Origin of the sequence: Nocardia mangyaensis, assembly GCF_001886715.1 — a bacterium.
GTDB classification, from domain to species: domain Bacteria; phylum Actinomycetota; class Actinomycetes; order Mycobacteriales; family Mycobacteriaceae; genus Nocardia; species Nocardia mangyaensis.
The window spans coordinates 1,678,575-1,699,491 of sequence record NZ_CP018082.1; the positions used below are offsets into that span (position 1 = coordinate 1,678,575).

Annotated in this window: 19 protein-coding genes; 13 read left to right on the forward strand and 6 right to left on the reverse strand. The window is 68.8% G+C overall.

The annotated features are described in order from the left end of the window. Positions 1–57: 57 nt before the first annotated feature. On the forward strand, positions 58–546 hold the full coding sequence (locus BOX37_RS07615; protein WP_071927026.1) for an FBP domain-containing protein: 489 nt from the start codon (positions 58–60) through the stop codon (positions 544–546). Between the two features lie 173 nt (positions 547–719). Here BOX37_RS07615 and BOX37_RS07620 read toward each other — a convergent pair whose 3' ends face one another. Beyond that, positions 720–1,010, reverse strand: a complete 291-nt coding sequence (locus BOX37_RS07620; RefSeq protein ID WP_071927027.1) for a hypothetical protein — start codon at positions 1,008–1,010, stop codon at positions 720–722. A 201-nt stretch (positions 1,011–1,211) separates the two neighbouring features. Here BOX37_RS07620 and BOX37_RS07625 point away from each other — a divergent pair, with 201 nt between their 5' ends. Next, on the forward strand, positions 1,212–1,502 hold the full coding sequence (locus BOX37_RS07625) for a hypothetical protein (protein ID WP_071927028.1): 291 nt from the start codon (positions 1,212–1,214) through the stop codon (positions 1,500–1,502). Positions 1,503–1,554: 52 nt separating this feature from the next. Here the strand turns inward: BOX37_RS07625 and BOX37_RS07630 are convergent, their stop codons facing one another. Further along, the gene (locus BOX37_RS07630; RefSeq protein WP_084759478.1) at positions 1,555–3,693 is read right to left on the reverse strand and encodes an MMPL family transporter; all 2,139 of its coding nucleotides are present in this window, start codon (positions 3,691–3,693) and stop codon (positions 1,555–1,557) included. 134 nt (positions 3,694–3,827) lie between these two features. Here BOX37_RS07630 and BOX37_RS07635 point away from each other — a divergent pair, with 134 nt between their 5' ends. Beyond that, entirely contained in the window at positions 3,828–4,436 is a 609-nt protein-coding gene (locus BOX37_RS07635; RefSeq protein WP_071927030.1) for a TetR/AcrR family transcriptional regulator, read from the forward strand. Here BOX37_RS07635 and BOX37_RS07640 read toward each other — a convergent pair. After that, positions 4,433–6,235 (reverse strand): TerD family protein, encoded by a 1,803-nt coding sequence (locus BOX37_RS07640; RefSeq protein ID WP_071927031.1) that lies wholly within the window; start codon positions 6,233–6,235, stop codon positions 4,433–4,435. The two genes, BOX37_RS07635 and BOX37_RS07640, sit on opposite strands and share 4 nt — an antisense overlap. Before the next feature lie 124 nt (positions 6,236–6,359). Here BOX37_RS07640 and BOX37_RS07645 point away from each other — a divergent pair, with 124 nt between their 5' ends. Further along, entirely contained in the window at positions 6,360–6,854 is a 495-nt protein-coding gene (locus BOX37_RS07645; RefSeq protein WP_084759479.1) for a hypothetical protein, read from the forward strand. Positions 6,855–6,982: 128 nt separating this feature from the next. On the opposite strand, the gene pabB is transcribed toward BOX37_RS07645, so the two are convergent. Continuing rightward, complete coding sequence (gene pabB / locus BOX37_RS07650) at positions 6,983–9,043, reverse strand: aminodeoxychorismate synthase component I (protein WP_071927032.1); 2,061 nt, start codon at positions 9,041–9,043, stop codon at positions 6,983–6,985. A gap of 79 nt (positions 9,044–9,122) precedes the next feature. On the opposite strand from pabB, the gene BOX37_RS07655 reads away from it, so the two are divergent. The 3 genes from BOX37_RS07655 to BOX37_RS07665 all read left to right on the forward strand — a co-directional run bounded on the left by BOX37_RS07655 (position 9,123) and on the right by BOX37_RS07665 (position 12,019). After that, positions 9,123–10,187, forward strand: a complete 1,065-nt coding sequence (locus tag BOX37_RS07655; RefSeq protein WP_084759480.1) for a phosphotransferase family protein — start codon at positions 9,123–9,125, stop codon at positions 10,185–10,187. Between the two features lie 67 nt (positions 10,188–10,254). Next, the gene (locus BOX37_RS07660) at positions 10,255–10,782 is read left to right on the forward strand and encodes a DinB family protein (RefSeq protein WP_071927034.1); all 528 of its coding nucleotides are present in this window, start codon (positions 10,255–10,257) and stop codon (positions 10,780–10,782) included. A gap of 106 nt (positions 10,783–10,888) precedes the next feature. Next, positions 10,889–12,019 (forward strand): NDMA-dependent alcohol dehydrogenase, encoded by a 1,131-nt coding sequence (locus tag BOX37_RS07665; RefSeq protein WP_071927035.1) that lies wholly within the window; start codon positions 10,889–10,891, stop codon positions 12,017–12,019. A gap of 55 nt (positions 12,020–12,074) precedes the next feature. On the opposite strand, the gene aztA is transcribed toward BOX37_RS07665, so the two are convergent. After that, positions 12,075–12,758, reverse strand: coding sequence for a zinc ABC transporter ATP-binding protein AztA (gene aztA, locus BOX37_RS07670; protein ID WP_071927036.1), 684 nt, complete (start codon positions 12,756–12,758; stop codon positions 12,075–12,077). Positions 12,759–12,807: 49 nt separating this feature from the next. On the opposite strand from aztA, the gene aztB reads away from it, so the two are divergent. From aztB to aztD, 3 genes are all read left to right on the forward strand, one after another. Then, a complete protein-coding gene (gene aztB / locus BOX37_RS07675; protein WP_071927037.1) occupies positions 12,808–14,856 on the forward strand; it encodes a zinc ABC transporter permease AztB in 2,049 nt (682 codons plus the stop codon). A gap of 146 nt (positions 14,857–15,002) precedes the next feature. Next, positions 15,003–15,920 (forward strand): zinc ABC transporter substrate-binding protein AztC, encoded by a 918-nt coding sequence (gene aztC / locus BOX37_RS07680; RefSeq protein ID WP_071931267.1) that lies wholly within the window; start codon positions 15,003–15,005, stop codon positions 15,918–15,920. A 26-nt stretch (positions 15,921–15,946) separates the two neighbouring features. Continuing rightward, entirely contained in the window at positions 15,947–17,113 is a 1,167-nt protein-coding gene (gene aztD / locus BOX37_RS07685) for a zinc metallochaperone AztD (RefSeq protein WP_071931268.1), read from the forward strand. Between the two features lie 115 nt (positions 17,114–17,228). Here aztD and BOX37_RS07690 read toward each other — a convergent pair whose 3' ends face one another. After that, entirely contained in the window at positions 17,229–18,428 is a 1,200-nt protein-coding gene (locus BOX37_RS07690; protein ID WP_071927038.1) for a serine hydrolase domain-containing protein, read from the reverse strand. Positions 18,429–18,467: 39 nt separating this feature from the next. Here BOX37_RS07690 and BOX37_RS07695 point away from each other — a divergent pair, with 39 nt between their 5' ends. From BOX37_RS07695 to BOX37_RS07705, 3 genes are all read left to right on the forward strand, one after another. After that, positions 18,468–19,283, forward strand: coding sequence for a serine hydrolase domain-containing protein (locus tag BOX37_RS07695; protein WP_071927039.1), 816 nt, complete (start codon positions 18,468–18,470; stop codon positions 19,281–19,283). 102 nt (positions 19,284–19,385) lie between these two features. Next, positions 19,386–19,922 carry a DUF3145 domain-containing protein gene (locus BOX37_RS07700; RefSeq protein ID WP_071927040.1) on the forward strand — a complete coding sequence of 179 codons (537 nt, stop codon included), beginning with the start codon at positions 19,386–19,388 and terminating at the stop codon, positions 19,920–19,922. Between the two features lie 110 nt (positions 19,923–20,032). Next, complete coding sequence (locus tag BOX37_RS07705; RefSeq protein ID WP_240505260.1) at positions 20,033–20,917, forward strand: SDR family NAD(P)-dependent oxidoreductase; 885 nt, start codon at positions 20,033–20,035, stop codon at positions 20,915–20,917.

Here is a 20,917-nt window from a genome sequence, read left to right on the forward strand (position 1 = left end):
GGGGATCATTAGCGTGTCTACCGTTTGTTCATCGACAAGCTGAAAGGACACCTCCCCATGGAACCCCTCACCGAACGCGACATCAGGTCGTCGTTCGTGAACTGTTCGAAGGGCGACGCCAAACGGCTCAACGTCCCTCGTGATCTGGCCGATCGTCCCTGGGGCGATCTCGACTTCCTCGGCTGGACCGACCCGTCGTACGCGGGCCGGTGCTACGTCTCGGTGCCGCGTGACGGCGAACTGATCAGTGTCGCCCTGCGTCACGAGACGGGCAGTTCGGGCAAGACCCAGATGTGCACGATCTGCCTGACCACGCACTCCGGTGGCGGCGTCTCGCTGATGACCGCGAACAAGGCGGGCGAGTCGGGGCGCAAGGGCAATACCGTCGGCAGCTACATGTGCACCGATCTGGCCTGCTCGCTGTATGCCCGCAACAAGAAGCGGCCCGCGATGGGCAGCCGCTACCGCGAGGACCTGACGCCGGAGGAGAAGGCGCGGCGGGTGCGCGAGAACCTGTTCGCCTTCCTGGATCGTCTGTACACCTAGACCGACGTTGCCGTGACGGCTGACAGACAGGAGGTAGATGCCATGCGCCGACACTCGACGCCATGCATCCCCGACGACCCGAGTTCTGCGCGAACACGCCAGAACTCGGGTCGTATCGTTCCTCGCCGGTCGAGGCGGTCCGGAGATCCGGACCGGCTACGAGCGGACAGGAATCAGAGCACCGCGTTCATGATGGTGCCCGCGCTGGTGGCCACCGCGCCGCCGATCATGGCGCCGGCGACCATCTTCGGCGACTCCAAGCCGCCGCCGGTCCACTTCTCCCAGGCGAACCGGCCACCGGCGTAGGTGATCGCGGTCACTCCGGAGAGCAGGATGAACCAGGTGAAGTAGCGGATCAGCTGCAGAATCTTGTCCGAGACCGGTGGCGCTTCCGGCGTCGGATTGCCGAACTGCGCCAAGGTATCGGTGACGGCCAAGGTATCGGTGACGACGGCCAGGATCATGTGTGCTCACTCGGTAACTCGGGGGAACGGCGATGAACTGCACTGGCGATGTTATCCGGTCGGATCGGTGGTCGCAGCTGCCCACCTCGACCGAACCGATCGGTATTGTTGGTGCGTCGGGGGTTTGCGCCCGTATCCTGGACTCGTTCGAATACGACAGTGCGGGAACGCAGTTCGCATTACGCGATAGGGGAGCAGGCTATGAGCATCATTCTGACGTCGATGGCCGACACCGTCACGACGTTCGCGCAGGTCAGCAACCCTACGCCGCAGGCGCCGCCGCTGTCGGACAAGATCATGCAGATGGTCCAGTACCTGACCTGGTTCATGATCCTGTCCGGTGTGCTCGCCATCACGGTCGCCGGCGGAAAGTTCGCCTGGGAGAAGTGGAGCGGCAGTTCGATGGAGTCGCCGAAGATGATCGCGGGCGCCATGATCGGCGGCGTGGTCGCCACCAGCGGCGGCACCATCATGAACGCCATCCTCGGCTAGCCGCGAGGCGAGCGACTCACCCCGGGGCGCGGAGTGAGTCGCTCGCCCCTGCTCAGACCAGCAGACCTTCCCGCTCGCGGGAATCGTCGGATCGCGGTGCCTCCCGCAGGCCGAAACGGTCGTGCAGCCTGCGTAGTGGTCGCGGCGCCCACCAATTCGCCTTGCCCGCCAACCGCATCAGCGCCGGGACGAGCACTCCGCGTACCAGGGTGGCGTCGATCGCGACGGTGATCGCCATGCCGATGCCGAGTTGCTGCAGGAACACCACGTCACTGGTGCTGTACACCGCGAACGAGGCGGCCAGGATCAAGGCGGCGGCGGTGACCAGTGGCGCCGAGCGCGCGACGCCACGCGGAATGGAGCCGATCGGGTCGCCGGTGCGGTCGTAGTCCTGTTTGATGCGGGCGAGCAGGAAGACCTCGTAGTCCATCGACAGGCCATAGGCGATGCAGAACATGAGGATCGGAATGCTCGGCTCGATGGTGCCGGTGGGGGCGAAGCCGAGCACATCGGCCAGCGCGCCGTTCTGGAAACCCCACACCAGCACGCCGAACATCATCGTCATCGACAGCATGTTGAGCACTGCCGCCTTGAGTGGGGCGAGCACGCTGCCGGTCATCAGGAACAGCACCGCGTAGGTGACCACCATGATCAGCAGCGCGACCAGGGGAAGTCGCGCGCTGATGCCGTCGCGATAGTCGGTCAGCTCGGCCGGGTAGCCGCCGACGGCCACCTCGAACGGCGCTGGGGCCGCCCGGATCTCCGCCACCAGGCCGGTTGGATCGGACTGGAGGCGATCGCCGGTCGGTACGACCCGTAACCAGGTCGCGCCCTCGCTCGACATCGCCGTCGAGGGTGTGCCCGGCACCGCGGCACCGTCGGCGAACGACCCCGCCGCCGAATCCACCCGGTACACACCGGGAACCGACGACAGGCTCGCCGCGTACCCCGCCACCGCACCCGGATCGGAGTGGCGGACCAGCACCTGCAGTGCATCGGCCTCCTCGGTCGCGAAGTCCGCGCGGATCGTGTCGTACATCGACCGCACCGGGTAGTCGCCGCCCAGCACGCGGTCGTCGGGCGCGCCGAAGTTGACGCCGAGCGCCGGTGCGCCCAGCGCGAGCAACGCGAGCAGGGCCGCGCCGCCGGTCAACACCGGCCTGCGAATGACCGTGTCGGCCGTGCGGAACCAGAACCCGCGTTCGGGATCGCCCGCGGGCCGCGTCGGCAGTGCGCGGTGCCCGAGCAGGCGCAGCGCGGCGGGCAGGATCACGGTCGCGCCGAGCACCGCGACCGCGGCGACGGCGATGCCCGCGTAGGCGAACGAGGACAGGAACGGGAAGCCGAAGGCCAGCAGCACGGCCAGGCTCGCGGCGACGGTGACCGCGCTGAACACGATCGTGCGACCCGCACCGGCGACCGCGCGGCGCACCGCCGCGTCGACCTCGGCGCCCGCGGTGAGCTCCTCCCGGAACCGGTAGATCATGAACAGTCCGTAGTCGACGCCGAGGCCGATGCCCATGACCAGGGCGATGTTCGCGGCGAAGGTGGAGATCTCGGTGAACGAGGTGGCCACGCGCAACAGGGCCAGCGTGCCGACCACGCAGAAGATGCCGATGCCCAGCGTCACCAGGGCCAAGGCCCATCGTCGCAGCACCGCCCACAACAGCAGCAAGACCAGCGGGAGCACGATCAGTTCGGCCCGCAGGAAATCGGCCGAGGCCTGTGCGGCGACATCGCGGAACACCTCGTCGCCGCCGCCGAGGGTCAGGGTCACCGCGGGGTCGACCTCGGTGAGCAACTCGGTCTCGATGGCGGGCAGCACCCCACGCCGGACATGGTCGGCGTCGCCGGGTACCACGGCGAGGACGAGCGCGTGCCGCAGGTCCGTGCTGGCCAGGGTCTCGGGCGCATCGGGCTGCCAGAACGAGCGGACTTCGATCACACCCGGGAACTCGGCGAGTTCCTCGGTGAGTGTGGTGCCGATCTCGGCGACCCGGTCGGTGCGCACGTCCCCGTCGGTTGCGGTCACCAGGATCGCCACGTTGGGGCTCCCGGTCGCGAAGTTCTCGATGAGATCCCGGCGCACCAGCGACGATTCGGAGTCCTCCCGTTCGAAGCGGTTCAACGCGAAGCTGTCGAGCGCACCGCCCGCGAGCACGACGAACAGGCCGAACACGGCCAGTGCCATGGCTATCACGGTGCGAAAGCGACGAGTGAGGAATGATCCGAGCACGACGGCCCCTCTGTTAGTCTGCGAAATATGCGAGTGAGCGCTCGCATTGGAGGATACGAGTAATCACTCGTATTTTCAAGAGGAGGAACATGGCCGAGGTGCGCCGTCAGGAACGGGGCCGCCGCCGCATCGAGGACATCCTGCGTGCGGCCGCGGCGGTCTTCGCCGAACGCGGATACGAGGGGACCACCACGAACGCGGTCGCGGCCGAGGCCGGGATCTCGCCCGGCTCGCTGTACCAGTACTTCCGCAACAAGGACGAGATCGCTGCCGCGCTGGCCGAGTTCTACCGCGACCAGCTCGCCGCACTCGGCGCGGGCGTGCCCCACGAATCCGAGGGCCTCGACTTCGACGCCCTGCTCACCCGGGTGCTCGGCACCCTGGTCGAGTTCAACATCGCCCACCCCGGATTCAAGGCCCTGTTCGCGCGCACCGACATGCCGACCACCTTGCGCACGGCCGTCGCGCCCGCCTACGGTGCGCTGCACCTGCGGTTCGAAGCCCTGATCGGCGCGGCCTTCCCCGAACTCGCCCCCGAGGACCGCCTGCGCGCGACCACCGTCGCCATCCAGCTCGTGCGCGGGATGATGCCGCTGATCGTCGAGGCCGACCAGCACCAGCGTCCCGCGCTCGTCGAGGAACTCCGGTTGGTCCTGCGCTCGTACCTGCTGGCGCGAGCGGGCCGGCCGACCGGCTAGATCCGCGCGCCCTTGGCGCGATTGCAGGCCCGGCACAGGATCTGCAGGTTCGTCATGCTCGTGGCACCGCCGCGGCTGAGCGGGATGATGTGGTCGAACTCCAGGTAGTGGCCGTCGCCGCATTCGACGCAGCGACCACCGTCACGCTGCCACACCTGGGCTTTCACATCCTGGGGGATGCTGCGGGTGTCGCGCTGGCCCGGCGTCAGCACCAGACGTTTCGACACCCGCAGCGCGCCCTCCAGCGCGGCTGCCACATAGTCCGGATCGGCGACGCCGAAGGTGGCGCCGCCGCGCGCCGAGGTCGCCGCGAGTACCACGGTGCCGTGCTCGGGATGCACCGAGACCACCCGGTTCCACGGCAATTCGATACCGGTGCCGTCGCCGACGAAGCGCAGCTTCTTGGAGCTGCCGATCAGCCTGCCCTCGGTATTGCGCGGCCCGCGCGCGAGGGTGCGGATGTGCACGGCAGGCAGATCGAGGTGCACCCGCTCGTCGGGGTCGAGGTGCAGCCCGGGGGTGTCGACGGTGGGCAGTTCGCCGCCGCGCAGCCGGGACAGGGTGCGGCCGCGGTGCATGCGGCGGCGCAGATCGTCGACGATGTGGCCCGACAGGGCCAGCTCACTGACGACGTGCTCGAAGGCTTCCAGCTCCTCGGCGAACACCTCGCCGTCGGCGAAGGCGAACGCGACCATCCGCTCCACATGAGTCGTGCCCACCTCCCGCAGTACCGCGCGGCCACGTTGGTCATCGATGCGCTGGAATCGCAGCGCGGTCCACAGCTCGATCCACTCCATCGACTGGGTGCCCGGGCCGGTCATGACCCGCACGGCCCGGTTGCGCCAGTGCGTGAGGAACTCCTCGACCTCGGCCGTGCAGCTCTTGCACTGGGAATGCCCGCCGAAGAACCTGCGCCGCAGCGGGTTACCGCAGCGACCACAGTGCGCGCGATGCTCGTGGATGTGTGGGCGGGTGCTGCCGGTCCACTCGTCACCGTCCCACCAGCGCAACTGCCCTGGCGCGTGCGGGTCCGGATGCCAGTCGGCCAACTCCGGGTCCGGCGGGGGCGGTGGTGGCACGTCGATCACCCGGCGCGTGAGCTCCGGGGGGCGCGCCGTCGGCCGCCCTGCTCGGTCGGCTTCTGACGACTCGCTGGTCGAGGTGTCATGACGGGGTGCCGTGGCGGCAAGGCGAGCGCGATCCGCGGTGTGGGTGGACCCGGCCGCCGACGATCGTGGCGACGTCGACGAACGCTCGGTACGCACCGCCTCCGGCAGTTCGGGATGCCCGGCGACCGACTCGTCCACGGTCACCCCGAACTCCGTGGCCAACCCCGCCAATCCACCGGCCCAGCCCTGCCCGATCGCCCGGAACCGCCACTGCCCGTCGCGGCGATAGAACTCGCCGAACATCATCGCCTGCACGTCCTCGATCCCGTCGACCACGAAGGTGGCGACCGGGCCGTCGGCGGCGTGCACGGTCAGGGTGAGGTCGTCCAGCTCGTCGAAGGTGGCGTCGTCGATCGAGGCGCTGATCACGATCCGCGCCACCTCGTCCTCGGTCCGCGGGAGCGACACACTCAGCCGGGCTGTCCCGAGCGCGGGCTGCTGGTCGAGCGTGACCGCCTGCGAGACGTGCCTCGGCGCGTTGAAGAAGACGAAGTCTCCGTCGCCGCGTACCAGGCCCGACTCCGTGACCAGCAACGCATGCACGTCGACGGCGTGCGCCGACTCCCATGAAAGAACCACGGCGAGAAGCGATGTCGGGACTGATGCGTGCGCGCCCTTGCGTAGTTCCATGGTCTTGGCATGATGTCACGCCGGTACGACAGTGTTTGCTGGAGCGTAGTCGGGCGGAGTGACACGGAGTGGGGGTGAGTGGCTCCTTCCTGCGTCTGGGCCGACGGTGGGGCACAGTGGTGTCATGACGAACCCGAAGAAGCGGGGGCGCGCGGCCGAGCCGGTGCCGGAGGCGCAGGCGCGCAGGGTGCCGGGGGCCGAACTGCTCTCGGCGGCTCAGGCTGCCGTGGGGGCGGCGCAGACGGCGGCGGGGCAGGCGATCGATGCGGCGCAGCAGACGGCGGGGTACGCGTTCGACGCGGCGGTGCGGTTGCCACCTGCCTCGGCGCAGTTGGCCGCTCAGTTGCCGGATCTGGTCGAGAATCTCTCGATCGCGGTGGACCGGCTCAACAGCACGATCGACCGGCTCGATCGCACCTTGGCGCTGGCCGATCCGGTTTTCGCCACCTATGACCGGTTGCTGCCCCGGTTGGAGGCGATGATCTCGCTGGGTGAGGACATCTTCGGGGCGTTGGCGAAGGTACCGGGTGTCGGTCTGCTCGGCCGGATCACCGGACGAGGCGGCGACGAACCGCCGCCCGAACCCGAACCGGGCAAGCGCTCCCGCCCGCGACGATAGTCAGCCCTTCGGCCGGGGCGCCGTGGAAGGTCGCCCGGCGGGTGCGCCCCACGATGGGTAGTGGTGTGGCACCACACGGGCGGGGTGGTACCGCCGAGTGGTGCAACGACAGGCCGGCCGCTGCCGTTCTAAGGCAGTGCGCGGAAGGTCGCCGCGGCCTTGAGGACCATCTCCGCGTACTCGTCCTCGGGGTCGGAGTCGAGGACGATGGCGCCGCCCGCGCCGATCCGCCATTCGTCGTCGTAGCGGACCGCGGTGCGGATGACGATGTTGAGGTCGGCGGTGCCGCCGAGGCCGAGGAAGCCGATGGTGCCCGAATAGACGCCGCGTGCCTCGGTTTCCAGCTCGTCGAGGATCTCCATGGTGCGCAGTTTGGGCGCGCCGGTCATCGAGCCGCCGGGAAAGCAGGCGCGCAGGGCGTCGACGACGCCGGTGTCGCGGCGCAGTGTGCCACGCACGGTCGACACCAACTGGTGCAGGGTGGAATAGGTTTCGGTGCTCATCAGCTCGGGCACGTGTACCGAGCCGACCTCGCAGACTCGGCCCAGATCGTTGCGCAGCAGGTCGACGATCATCAGGTTCTCGGCGCGGGTCTTCGGGTCGTCGGCCAGCGTGCGACGCAGGTGGTCGTCCTCGGTGACGGTGTGCCCGCGCGGCGCGGTGCCTTTGATCGGCTTGCTCTCCACCATCCGGTCCCGGTCGATCTTGAGGAACCGCTCGGGCGAGGAACAGGCCACATCCAGACCGTCGAAGCGCAGGTAGGCGGCATAGGGTGCCGGGTTGCAGCGGCGCAGCCGCAGGTACAGGTCGAGCCCGTCGTCAGGCGCGGCGGCCACGGCGGCCGCGTCGGTCAGGCAGATCTCGTAGGACTCGCCCGCGTGCAAGCGCTCCTGGCACACCGCCACATCAGCCAGGTACCGATCGCGGCCACGCACCAGATGTGCCAGCACGGCGTCGGGATCGGCGGGCACGGGCAGATCGGCCGGATTGACCCAGGTGGCCAGCTCCGCGAGTGCGGCCTCGGTCTCGCGCAGCCACCGCTGTGCCGCCTGTTCGGTCGCGGGTTCGGTCAGTGCGAGCAGATGCGTACGGCCCGCCTCGTGGTCGACCACGATCAACCGGTCGGCGAAGATCCACTGGGCATCCGGGGTGGGGGAGCGGTGCACGGCCCGCGCGCCGCAGTCCGCCTTCACCTCGTAGCCCAGATAGCCCACATAGCCACCGGCGAAATCGAAAGGCAGCGCGGGAGTCTCGCAGTGCCGCGCCCGGAGTTCACGGTCGAGATAGTCCAGCACGGTCCCGGCGACGGTGCGTGTTCCCCGGTCATCCGTCACCGTGACGACTCCCTCGCCCACCCGGTAACCCACGATCTCGGCATGCGGCCCGGCCGCGTCGCCGAGAAACGAGAACCGGTCGAGGCCGGGCTCCACATGCTCGCTGTCGAGCCAGAACGCCGTCGACGACTCGGCAAAGCGGCGCAGGAAGATCGCCTCGGTGTCGATGGCCCGCTCGATCACGCTGTGCCGTAAGTCGAATCGATGCTCGGGTGCGACCGCCTTCGGAACGTGCACCGGCCCGCGCACCACCACCGGCGCGGTGGAGTGCGCCCGCGCCTTGGTGAGGTCGGCGAAATTGCGCACCAGCGCCGCACCGAATTCGCTCGACACCGACTCGGGATGGAACTGCACACCCCACTGCGGCCGCTCCCGATGCCGCACCCCCATGATCACGCCGTCACTCGTCCGCGCGGTCACCTCGACGACCTCCGGCAGCGGTTCCAGCGCCGCCAGCGAGTGATAGCGCACGACCGTGAAATCCTGCGGCAGCCCGGCGAACAGCTCACCATCGGCATGGGTGATCTGATCGAGAAAACCGTGCCTGGCCTGCGGTGCCCGCCCTACCGCACCGCCCGCGCCGAGCACGATCCCCTGGTGGCCGAGACAGACCCCGAGCAACGGCAGCGCGCTGTGCGCGATCACCGCCGTCGACACCCCCATGTCCCGCGCGCGGTCGGGGCGGCCCGGCCCCGGCGAGATCACCACATTGTCGAAACGCTCCAGCCCCAGCTCGTCGAGTTCGACGGCCTCGTCGTTGCGCACGACGGTCGGCTCGTTGCCGTTGACCTCGCTGATCAGCTGATAGAGGTTGTAGGTGAACGAGTCGTAGTTGTCGATCAAGAGCGTGCGCATCGTGGGAGAAACCCTACGCCGGGCGCGGTCGTGTGCCTGCGAGGCATTCCCGCGCAGCGGGTGGCGATCTCGGGGCAGAATGTCCGTCATGGCTGTTTCGCAACCGCTCGATGTCGACCCGACGATCGCGGATTTCGCGGCGATCGGGCAGTGGATGGACGAGCAGAACCTGCCCGGCGGCGAGTTCGGCGAGGTCACCGCGATCGGTGGCGGCACGCAGAACATCATGCTGCGCTTCACCCGTGGTGATCGCGAGTACGTGCTGCGCCGCGGCCCCCAACACCTGCGCGCGAAGAGCAACGACGTCATCCGCCGCGAATCGCGACTGCTCGGCGCCTTGGACGGCACCGAGATCCGGTCCCCGCGCGTGATCGCGGCCTGCGCCGACGACTCGGTGATCGGCGCGGTCTTCTACCTGATGGAGCCCATCCGCGGCTTCAACCCGCAGACCGAACTGCCCGCCCTGCACGCCGGTGACCCCGAGGTCCGCCACGGGATGGGCCTGTCCGCGGTCGAGGCCATCGCCCGCCTCGGCTCCCTGGACTACCAGGCACTCGGCCTGCAGGACTACGGCAAGCCGGACGGTTTCCTCGAACGCCAGGTGCCGCGCTGGTTGCGCGAGCTCGAGTCCTACTCCGCCAACGAGGGTTACCCCGGCCCGCGGATCCCCGGTCTCGAGCAGGTCGGCGACTGGCTCGACCGCCACCGCCCGACGGACCCGCCCCCCGGCATCATGCACGGCGACTGTCACCTGGCGAACATGATGTTCGACTACGACAGCCCCGAGGTGGCCGCCATGGTCGACTGGGAGATGTCCACCATCGGTGACCCGCTGCTCGACCTCGGCTGGCAGCTGGCGACCAGGCCCGAACCGGGCACTGTGGGCGCGGGCTTGATGGGCACGCTCGGCACCGTCGGCGGTCTGCCGACCGAGGCCGAGATGGTCGAGCACTACGGCAAATTCTCCGACCGTGACCTGAGCGCCGTCACCTGGTACACCGTGCTGGCCTGCTTCAAGCTGGGCATCGTGCTCGAGGGCACGCACGCGCGGGCGTTCGCGGGCAAGGCGCCCGTGCCGGTGGGCGACTTCCTGCACGCGGTGACGCTGGAGTTGTTCGAACAGGCGCAACGTCTCGCCGAGTGATGCCCGGATCTCGCGGATAGTTGGCGGAATATTGATGGATCACAAGATGCAGACATTCTAGGCTCGCATCATGATCGTCCCCGACATCAAGAACTGGACCTGGGTCCTCGAACGCCCCTGCCCCGATTGCGGATACGACGCCGAGGCCACCGCCTACGCGGCGATCCCCGAACTGGCCCTCGCCAGTGCCGCCCGCCTCGGCGCCGCGCTCGAACGCGCCGAGGCGCGGGTGCGGCCCGACGAGTCCACTTGGTCGGTCCTCGAATACGGCGCGCACGTGCGCGATGTGTGCCGGATCTTCGACATCAGGCTCGCGCTGATCCTGGCCGGTGACGGCGTCGAGGCGCCGCGGTTCGAGAACTGGGATCAGGACGCGACGGCGGTCGAGGATCGCTACGGTGAGCAGGATCCCGCCCGGGTCGCCGAGGAACTGTCGCTCGCCGCGGCCACGGTGGCCGCCGCGTTCGGCGCGGTTCCGTCGGATCGGCTGGCCCTGCGTGGCGCGCGCAGCGACGGCTCGCTGTTCACCGTGACCTCACTGGGCCGATATTTCCTCCACGATCTCGTGCACCACGTCCATGACGTGCATGGATAGAGAAATCTTCATATTCTTTCTAGAACGTGTTCCAGAATTGGCCGAATCTTCGTTAGGGTGAGTGCAGTCACTACGAGGCACCAGCTTGGCGAGAGGTCGACCGGAAATGAAGACGAAGGGCGCGATCCTGTGGGGCACCGACCAGCAGTGGTCGGTGGAGGAGATCGAGGTCGGCGACCCCGTCGCCGGCGAAGTGCAGATCCGGATGGAAACGGCGGGCATGTGCCACTCCGACCATCACATCGTCACCGGCGCGACGCCGATGCCCGCCTTCCCGGTGATGGGCGGGCACGAGGGCGCGGGCGTGGTCACCAAGCTCGGCCCGAACTGTCCGAGTGATCTGGCGGTGGGCGACCACGTCATCCTCTCGTTCATCCCGGCCTGCGGCCGCTGCCCCGCCTGCGTCGCAGGCAACATGGCGCTGTGCGATCTGGGCGCGGGACTGTTGATGGGGCAGGCGATCTCGGACGGCACCTACCGCATCCAGGCGCGCGGGGAGAACGTCATCCCGATGTGCCTGCTCGGCACCTTCGCTCCCTACATGACGGTGCACCACACCTCGGTGGTCAGGATCGATCCGACTGTCCCGTTCGAGGTCGCCTGCCTGGTCGGCTGCGGTGTACCGACCGGCTTCGGCTCCTCGACCCATGTGGCGCAGGTACAGCCGGGCGAGACCGTGGTCATCGCGGGTATCGGCGGCGTCGGCCTGAGCGCGCTTCAGGGCGCGGTCCTGTCCGGTGCGTCGAAAGTCGTTGCCATCGACCCGAATCCGTGGAAGCTGGAGCAGGCACAGAAGTTCGGCGCCACCCACACCTACGAGTCCATGGCCGCCGCGATCATGCCGCTCATGGACGCGACCGAGGGGCGGATGGCCGAGAAGGTCATCCTCACCATGGGCGAGATGCACGGCGACTACGTCGAGGAGGGCTTGATCCTCACCGGCAAGGCGGGCACGCTGGTCGTCACCTCGATGGGCCGCATGGACGCCGGCGATGTGAAGATGAACAGCTTCCTGCTGTCGATGCTGCAGAAGACGGTGAAGGGCTGCATCTTCGGCGGCGGCAACGCCCGCCAGGACGCGCCGCGCCTGCTGCAGCTCTACAAGTCCGGCCAGCTCAACCTCGACGACATGGTCACCCGCAGCTACTCGCTGGAGGAGATCAACCAGGGCTACCAGGACATGCTGGACGGCAAGAACCTGCGCGGCATCATCCGCTACACCGAGGCCGACTGGTAAACCGACCCGACCACGCCCGCTCGGTGAACCGTCCTCGGTTCCCTGGGCGGGCTTTTCACTGCACCATCACCGCCAGCACCTCCGCCGGACCACCCGCCGAGACGAGCCGGCCCGCGCGCAGGACGAGACAGTGATCGGCCCGCTGCGCCTCGGCCAGGTCGTGGGTGGCCTGGACGACGGTGACGCCGGTCGCGCTGATCTCGGTCAGTACCTGGGCGATCTCGGCCTGGGAATCCGCGTCCAAGCCCGCCGCCGGTTCGTCGAGCAGCAGGAGATCCGACTGCTGGGCCAGGGCCTGGGCGAGCAGGGTGCGCTGGCGTTGTCCGCCCGAGAGGGTGTCGAGCCGTCGAGTGGCCAGATCGCCGAGGTTCATCCGTTCCAGGCAGGACTGCGTGATGGCGCGATCCTCGCTGGTGAGCCGTCGCCACGGGCCGCGGTGCGCCCAGCGTCCCATCGCCACGGTGTCGCGCACGGTGATCGGCAGCGTCGGCGGTACTGCCGTGTGCTGGACCACGAACGCGGGTCGCCGGGCGGTGTCGCGATGAACCGCGCCCTGCAGCGCGGCGAGGGTGCCCGCGAGTACGCCGAGCAGGGTCGACTTCCCTGAACCGTTGGGCCCGACGACGGTGGTGACCTGCCCGCGCGGGATCGTGGCCGTCACGTCGCGCAGCACGGGCTGACGCGCGTAGCCCGCCGTCAGGTGCTCGAGCCGGATCGCCGAGTCGGCTGTGTGTCGCATCTCACCCCTCTTTGTAACGATAATCATTTTCAGTATATCGTTCGGCGCTATGGATTGGCTGATCGCCCCGTTCGAGGTGGCATTTGTGCAGCGAGCGCTGTGGGGCGGCCTGCTCGTCTCCTGTGTCTGCGCCCTCGCCGGGACCTGGGTTGTGGTGCGCGGCATGGCATTTCTCGGCGACGCGATGGCGCACGGCATGCTGCCCGGTGTCGCGGTCGCGGCGCTGCTGGGCGGCAATCTGCTCGTCGGTGCGGCGGTCAGCTGCGCTGCCATGGCCTTCGGTGTGTCGGTGCTCGGGCGCAGCAAGCGCTTCGCGACCGACACCGCGATCGGGCTGCTGTTCGTCGGCATGCTGGCCGCCGGGGTGATCATCGTGTCGCGCTCGCAGTCGTTCGCCGTCGACCTGACCGGGTTCCTCTTCGGTGACGTGCTGGCCGTGCGGTCGCGCGATCTGTGGTACCTCGTCGCGGCACTCGCGGTCGCGGTGGTGGTGGCGGTGCTGGGTCACCGGGCCTTCCTCGCGCTGAGCTTCGATCCGCGCAAGGCGCACACGCTCGGGCTGCGGCCGAAGCTGGCGCACGCGGCGCTGATCGGGCTGGTGACGCTGGCGATCGTGGCGTCGTTCCATGTCGTCGGGACGCTGCTGGTCTTCGGCCTGCTCATCGCCCCACCCGCCGCGGCGATGTACTGGTCGGACCGGATTCCGGTGATCATGGCCGTCGCGGCTCTGATCGGCGGGCTCTCGACCGTGGGCGGGCTGGTCATCTCCTGGCACGCGGGGACCGCGGCAGGCGCGACCATCGCGGCCGTGGCCGTCGGCGCGTTCTTCCTGTCGGCGATCGTGTCCGCCCTGCGCGAGCGCTTCGGCCGGGTCGGGGCCGCCTCGGTGGCCGCGCTGGCGGCAGTGCCGCTGGTCGGCTGCGGGACGGCGGAGGAACCCGCCGTGGTCGAGGAGACACCGCACGGTTTCGTCGCGGGTGCCGAGGAGATGACCGAGGCGCAGACCCGGCTGGTGGTGGTCGACGCGGGAACCGGTGCGGTGCGGGTCGTCGATCTGCTGACCGAGGAGGTCACGCCGGTCGATGTGGCACTCGAAGGTGCTGCCGTGCAGCCGAGTCCGGCAGGATCGCGCACCGGTGGTTCGCCCGCGCTGCGGCTGGCCGATGACGGCAGATTCGCCTACCTGAGCTCCGGCGACCGGATCCACATCGTCGACAGCGGTGCGTGGACCGTGGATCACGGCGATCACCGGCACTACTACAGCGCACCGATTCGCTCGGTCGGCGCGGCCACGGTGCCCGGTGGCGCTTCTACCTCGAACGAGTCAGGTGTGGTTGCGGCGTATGGCGATTCGGCCCTGGCCACCGTTGTTCTGGAGTCCGGGGCGACGGTCGCGTTCGATCGTGTCGCCCTGGGTGAAGGCGTTGTGCCCGAGCCACGGCGGATCGACGGGATCGCGGTGCCGTATGGCGAGCGGCTCGTCGTGGCCGACGGTACGGGCCGGGTCGAGGTGCGAGACCGGGACGGCGCGCCCGGACAGGTACAGCCCGAGACCTGCCCAGCGGCCCAGGGTCAAGCCGTGACCAGGCGTGGAGTCGTGTTCGGCTGTGCCGACGGCGCGCTCGTCGTCGCCCAGCGCGAGGGTGAGTTCGTCACCGAGAAGATCCCCTACCCGACCCCGACCGCCGATCGCGCGACCGCCTTCACCCACCGTCCCGGCAGCACCACCCTGACCGCCCTCGCCGGTCGCGACGCCGTCTGGAGCGTCGACATCAGGACCAAGACCTGGACCCACACCCCCCTCGCCGACGCGGTCGCGGCGAACACGGCGGGGGAGGGCTCGGCCCTGCTCGCCCTCACCCGCGACGGCGTCCTGCACGGCATCGACCCCGTATCCGGCACGCAGACAGCACAGGTCGACCTGCTCACCGGCCCCGTCGAGGGCCGACCGGTGATCCAGGTCGACCCGAATCGGGCTTACCTCAACGACTCTCGCGCCCGCACCGTCCACGAGATCGCCTACAACGACAACCTCCGCACCGCCCGCGAATTCCCGCTGGACATCGAACCGTCACTACTGGTGGAGGCGGGTCTGTGAACACGAACCGTATCGCAGAGTCGTCGACCGGTCGCGACATTGTGGCGACAGGCGTGCCCGGACCGGTCGATGCCGACGGGGGGACGCGATTCCAGGTGCGCTCGTCCGCGCAACGGGTATCGCGCGTCGGCGGGAGTCGCCGAGCGATCCGCACGGTGTTGGCCCTGGTGGGAGCGCTGGCTGTGCTCGGGTCCCTGGTCGCCTGCTCGTCTACCGGCGACCGGGCCGGGATCGTCGTCACCACCAACATCCTCGGCGATCTGACCCGGACAGTGGTCGGTGACACCACACCGGTGACCGTTCTCATGCGGCCCGGAGCGGACCCGCACTCCTTCGCGATCTCGGCCCGTCAGGCCGCCGAGATCGAACGATCCGCACTGGTCGTGCACAACGGGCTCGGTCTCGAAGAAGGGGTCGCCCGGCATGTGCAGGCCGCGGACGACGCGGGGGTCTCGACCCTGGCTGTCGCCGAGCGCGTGAACCCGATCGAGTACACCGCCGACGAGTCCGCCGGCCAGCCCGATCCGCATTTCTGGACAGATCCGCAGCGGGTCCGTCTCGCGGTCGAGGCGATCAGCGCGGAGGTCATCGACCGGGTGCCCGGAATCGACGCGAACGCGGTGCGCGACAACACCGATCGCTATCTCGACGAACTCGACCAGCTGGACCGATGGATGGCCGATCGGTTCGCCGCGATCGCACCCGGACACCGACAGCTGGTCACCGACCATCACGTCTTCGGGTATCTCGCCCAGCGTTTCGGCTTCCAGGTGATCGGCGCCGTGATCCCCAGCGGCACCACCCTGGCCTCGCCCAGCGCCTCGGACCTCGATGAGCTCGCCGGGGCGATTCGCGCGGCCGGAGTGGGCGCGATCTTCGCCGACTCCGCCCAGCCGGACCGGCTTTCGCGCGTCCTCGCCGAGCACACCGGTGTGCGGATCCAGGTGATCGCGCTACACACCGAATCGCTGTCCGCACCGGGCGGCGGTGCGGCCACCTATCTGGAGATGGCGCGCACCAACACCGAGGCGATCACCCGTGGTCTGTCCGGGCAATCGACGTAGTTCACGCACGAGAAATGGAGCAACACATGCACAGTCGGTCACGGATCACCACGAAGGTGGCCATGTCCGGGGTCCTCGCCTCGGTGGTCGCCCTGAGTGGTTGCGGCACGGATGATTCCGCGCCCGGCCACGAGCACACCCCTGGCGCGGAGCCGATCGCCCTCACCTACGACGGCGGCATCTACGTCCTCGACGGTGCCAGCCTCGACCAGCGCGGCGAGGTGACCCTCGACGGCTTCCACCGCCTCAACCCGGCCGGCGACGACGATCACCTGGTCGTCTCGACCAAGGACGGGTTCCGCGTCTTCGACGCCTACGACGCAGATTTCACCGGTACCGACTTCCCGGCCGCCAAGCCCGGCCACGTCGTTCGGCACGCCGGCAAGACGGTGCTGTTCGCCGACGGCTCCGGCGAGGTCACCATCATCGATACCGATCAGATCGGTACGGAAAAGCCCGAAACCGAGGTCTACCAGGCCGCAGCGCCGCACCACGGTGTCGCGGTCGAGCTGAGCAACGGTGAACTCGTGCTCACCCTCGGCACCGAGGAGACGCGGACCGGTCTCGTCGCGCTCGACGGCGACCGCGAGGAACTCGCCCGCAACGAGGACTGCCCCGGCGTGCACGGCGAAGCGACCGCTCAGGGCGAAGCCGTCGTTGTCGGCTGCCAGACCGGCGTCCTCGTCTACCGCGACGGTGAGTTCACCAAGGTCACCAGCCCGACCCCCTACGGCCGGATCGGCAACATGTCCGGCAGTGCGGCCTCCCCGATCGTGCTCGGCGACTACAAGCAGGACAAGGAAGCCGAACTCGAACGCCCGCAGCAGATCTCGCTGGTGAACACCACCGACGCAAGCCTGCGCCTGATCGACATCGGCACCAGCTACACCTTCCGCTCCCTGGGCCGCGGCCCGCAGGGTGAGGCGCTGGTGCTCGGCACCGACGGCAAGATCCATGAGATCGATCCGGTCGCGGGCACCGTCACCCGGACCATCCCGGTCATCGACACCTGGTCCGAGCCCCTCGACTGGCAGGAAGCCCGGCCCTCGCTGTTCGTCCGCGGCGGCATCGCCTACGTGAGCGACCCGGCCAACAAGCAGGTCCACCGGGTCGACCTGGCCGAGGGAAAGGTCACGGCCACAGCGACTCTGGATGCGGCACCGAACGAGATCACCGGCGTCGCCGGACACTGACGCCCTCGGTTCACGCCGAATCGGCCCATGATGCCTTCGCACCCGAATCCCCGGGGCGGAGGCATCATTCGTGCTCGTCCGACACCGGCGAGCCGCTGTACGGATGCCGATTGAGCTACCTGGCAGCGCACTTCATGACAGCATCTCGCAGATTGCGGCTACGGACGTCGTCGAGGATGGCCATGCCCAGCCGGTTCATGCTGTAGCCGAAGCCCAGTCCTGTTGTCGGGTCGGCGAATCCGAAGGAACCACCGAGACCGGTGGTGCCGTAGGCGCGTTTGTCTGAACCGAAGCGGAAGCTGCCGCGGGACTTGCGGAAGCCGAGGTGGTAGCGGCTCTTGGTGTGCAGGACCAGGTCATCGGCGGGTACGTCGTCGGCGGTGTCGGCGGCGGCGAGCAGGTCGAGAACGTCGTCGTCGATCGGCAGGACACCGGTGCGCCCCGCCGCCGCGCCGTAGATCTGGGCCAGCGCGCGGGCATTGCCGACACCGTTCATGCCCGGCCACTCGATCTCGAGGAAGTCCCGGCGCGCGGCGCGAGCGGGCGCACCGGGACGCGGATTGGTCAGTGCCGCATACGACAGCCCACGTTTGGCATACACCTCGGCCCCGATCCGCAGCGGTACGTCGCGGAGCTCGTAGCGCAGAATGTCGAGGCCCTTGGTCGCCGAGAGCTGGGCGACCCGCTCCATCGGCTCGGTCGCGGGCAGCCCGATGAACACGTCGGCGCCGACCGGTCCGGCGATCTCCTCGGCGAAGAACCGGCCGAGACTGCGGTCCGCCGGATCGACCCGGCGCAGCAGTTCGCTCTGATACAACCCGAGCGTCAGCGCGTGATAGCCGTGCCGGGTGCCCGGTCGCCAGGCGGGTTTCTGGGCGGCCAGCAGCTCGCCGAGCGCGTCCCGGTCGGTCAGCTCGCGCAGTGTCACGATCCGGTCCAGCCCAGACAGCCCGGCTTGATGGTCGATCAGCTGCCGGACGGTGATCCGGTCCTTGCCGTGTGCGGCGAACTCCGGCCAGTACTTCGCCACCGGCGACTCGTAGTCGAGTAGCCCACGTGAGACGGCGACGGCGAGGGCGAACGCCGACAGCCCCTTCGACGAGGAGAACACCGGAACAATGGTGTCGCGCTCCCACCGCACTTCGCGGCGGCGATCGCGATGCCCCGCCCACAGGTCGACCAGCGGCTGGTCACCGGCGTACACGGCGACGGCGGCGCCGATCTCGGCGTGCTCGGTGAAGTTGCGGCGGAAAGCGTCGGCGACGGGACCGAAACCGGCCGCCACGTCGCCGTGGATCGATGGTGCGGGGCTCATGATGACCCGATCGTAGCCGCGTCTCGTACGCTGCCGAGTATGCGATCGTTGCAGCAGATTCAGCACTGGCCGGTCGAGAACGCCGCCGCCGCCGTGGTCACCGCCGACGGTGCCGCCACCATCGGCGACACCGATCGGGTGTTCCGGCTCGCCTCGGTCACCAAACCTCTGGTCGCCTACGCGACGCTGGTCGCCGTCGAGGAGGGCGCGGTCGAGCTCGACCAGCCCGCAGGCCCGCCCGGTGCGACCGTGCGTCACCTGCTCGCCCATACATCCGGTGTGGCCTTCGCCACACCGGATGTCATCTCCGCGCCCGGCGCCCGTCGCATCTACTCGAGCGCCGGATTCGAGCTGCTCGCCGATTTCCTCACCGAGAGCACCGGCATCGAATTCCCGCGGTATCTGCGCGAGGCGGTTTTCGAACCGCTCGGTATGAAGACCGCGATCCTCGACGGCTCCGCCGGGCACGCGGCCTGGGCGTCCTTGGACGACCTCACCCGATTCGCCACCGAGTTGCTGACGCCCGAATTGATATCTCGGCAAACGCTCGATGACGCGACCACTGTGCAATTCCCCGGCCGCGACGGCATCCTGCCCGGTTTCGGCGCCCAGCGCCCCAACGACTGGGGATTGGGATTCGAAATCCGCGACGGGAAATCCCCGCATTGGACGGGTGGTTCGAATTCCGGCCGCACCTACGGGCACTTCGGGCAGTCCGGCACCTTCCTCTGGGTCGACCCGGAAATAAAGGTGGCGGCGATCGCGTTGAGCGACGAGAATTTCGGTGACTGGGCCAGAGCGGCGTGGCCGAAATTCAGCGATTCCGTGATCGCAGAGACACATAACACGCTGTGAAGTAACACGCGCAACACCGAACACTTCAGTACACTCGGGCCACGCCAGTCCGCGACGGGTCGTTGGGGAAGACGCTCCTTGTCGAGGCTGGAGGTGTTGGTAGTGCGCGCATCGAGTCAGTTCGCTGACGCGACGGCGGGTGTGGTCTACATCCACTCATCGCCCGCCGCGTTGTGCCCGCACGTCGAATGGGCACTGTCCACCGCGCTGTCGTCCCCGGCGAAATTGCGCTGGACCGCGCAACCCGCCGACGGACAACTGCGCGCCACCAGTGATTGGATCGGCCCCGTCGGCACCGCCGCCCGAATTGCCCAATCATTGCGCTCCTGGCCCGTTCTGCGTTTCGAGGTCACCGAGGACCCGAGCGACGGTGTCGACGGCGAGCGCTACAGTTTCGTTCCGGACCTCGGCCTCTGGCACGGCTCCACCGGCGCCAACGGCGACGTCATGCTCGGCGAGATGCGATTACGCGCCCTCCTCCAAGCCGCGGCCGAGCTCGACACCCACGGAGCCTTCGACCTCCCCACCGAAATCGACCGCGCCCTCGGCACCCCCTGGGACGACGACCTCGAAGCCTTCCGCCAGGGCACCGACAACACCGGCGCCGAAGTCACCTGGCTCCGCCGAGACGTCGGCTGACGGCTCGGCTCGGCTCGGACTTGTGATCGCGGGTGTCCTGGCGAGGTCGGCGGGCTACGCTGAGATGACGGGACGACGAAGGCCTTGGGGGCGCGATGTCGACGATGGTGATGACCGGTGGGACGTCCGGATTCGGGGCGCTGGCGGTGGAGCGGCTTCAGGGATCGGGTGATGTTCGGCTGATTCTGGGGGCGCGGGGTGGTGGGGACGCGTTGCCATTGGAGTTGGGGGAGCTCGAATCTGTGCGGGCGTTCGCGGCGGCGGTGGGTGCGGAGCTCGGCGGGACACCGGTGGACGCGTTGGTGTTGAACGCGGGTCTGGTGCTGTCCGATGCCGCCCATCGAACTGTCGACGGGTTCGAGACGACCTTCGCGGTGAACCACCTCGCGCACTATCTGCTCCTGCGGCTGCTGCTGCCCTCGCTCGCCGATGGCGCGACCGTGGTGCTGACGACCAGCGGCACGCACGATCCCGCGACCGGCGCGGGGCTGACGCCACCTCGCCACGCCGACACGGTGCTGCTGGCGCATCCCGAGCGTGATCCGGGGCTGGACAACCGCCCGCGGAAAGCGGGTGAGCACGCCTATACCGCGTCGAAGTTGTGCACCGTGCTGACGGCTCGGGCGTTGTCCGGACAGGATGCCGTGCGAGACAAGGGGATCACCGCGATCGCGTACTGCCCGGGGCAGGTGTTCGGGACGGGATTGGCTAAGGACCTTCCGTGGTACATGAGGGTGGCCTGGTCGGCGATGGGCTCGCCCGTGGTGAGCTGGCCCGCCCGTCGGTTCGATCGCACGCTCAACACCCGACCCGATGCCGGAAACGCGTTGGTGGAATTGGTATCCGGGGATGTTCGTCCACCGGAAGGTCGGGTGTACGCGGCACTGCGAGGGGGCGAGCTCACCTGGCCCGACCCGTCCGATGACGCGTTGCGCGACGACTTGGCGCGGGAGTTGTGGACCGAGAGCGCGGTACTCGTCGGCTTGCCGGGCTGA

Bases quoted from the DNA above. Each gene is read 5' to 3' on its own strand.
- BOX37_RS07665 (WP_071927035.1), top strand. From the start codon at position 10,889: ATGAAGACGAAGGGCGCGATCCTGTGGGGCACCGACCAGCAGTGGTCG.
- aztA (WP_071927036.1), bottom strand. From the start codon at position 12,758: ATGCGACACACAGCCGACTCGGCGATCCGGCTCGAGCACCTGACGGCG.
- BOX37_RS07615 (WP_071927026.1), top strand. From the start codon at position 58: ATGGAACCCCTCACCGAACGCGACATCAGGTCGTCGTTCGTGAACTGT.
- aztD (WP_071931268.1), top strand. From the start codon at position 15,947: ATGCACAGTCGGTCACGGATCACCACGAAGGTGGCCATGTCCGGGGTC.
- BOX37_RS07625 (WP_071927028.1), top strand. From the start codon at position 1,212: ATGAGCATCATTCTGACGTCGATGGCCGACACCGTCACGACGTTCGCG.
- pabB (WP_071927032.1), bottom strand. From the start codon at position 9,043: ATGCGCACGCTCTTGATCGACAACTACGACTCGTTCACCTACAACCTC.
- BOX37_RS07620 (WP_071927027.1), bottom strand. From the start codon at position 1,010: ATGATCCTGGCCGTCGTCACCGATACCTTGGCCGTCACCGATACCTTG.
- BOX37_RS07645 (WP_084759479.1), top strand. From the start codon at position 6,360: ATGACGAACCCGAAGAAGCGGGGGCGCGCGGCCGAGCCGGTGCCGGAG.
- BOX37_RS07695 (WP_071927039.1), top strand. From the start codon at position 18,468: ATGCGATCGTTGCAGCAGATTCAGCACTGGCCGGTCGAGAACGCCGCC.
- BOX37_RS07635 (WP_071927030.1), top strand. From the start codon at position 3,828: ATGGCCGAGGTGCGCCGTCAGGAACGGGGCCGCCGCCGCATCGAGGAC.
- BOX37_RS07640 (WP_071927031.1), bottom strand. From the start codon at position 6,235: ATGGAACTACGCAAGGGCGCGCACGCATCAGTCCCGACATCGCTTCTC.
- BOX37_RS07655 (WP_084759480.1), top strand. From the start codon at position 9,123: ATGTCCGTCATGGCTGTTTCGCAACCGCTCGATGTCGACCCGACGATC.
- BOX37_RS07690 (WP_071927038.1), bottom strand. From the start codon at position 18,428: ATGAGCCCCGCACCATCGATCCACGGCGACGTGGCGGCCGGTTTCGGT.
- BOX37_RS07630 (WP_084759478.1), bottom strand. From the start codon at position 3,693: ATGGCACTGGCCGTGTTCGGCCTGTTCGTCGTGCTCGCGGGCGGTGCG.
- aztB (WP_071927037.1), top strand. From the start codon at position 12,808: ATGGATTGGCTGATCGCCCCGTTCGAGGTGGCATTTGTGCAGCGAGCG.
- BOX37_RS07705 (WP_240505260.1), top strand. From the start codon at position 20,033: ATGACCGGTGGGACGTCCGGATTCGGGGCGCTGGCGGTGGAGCGGCTT.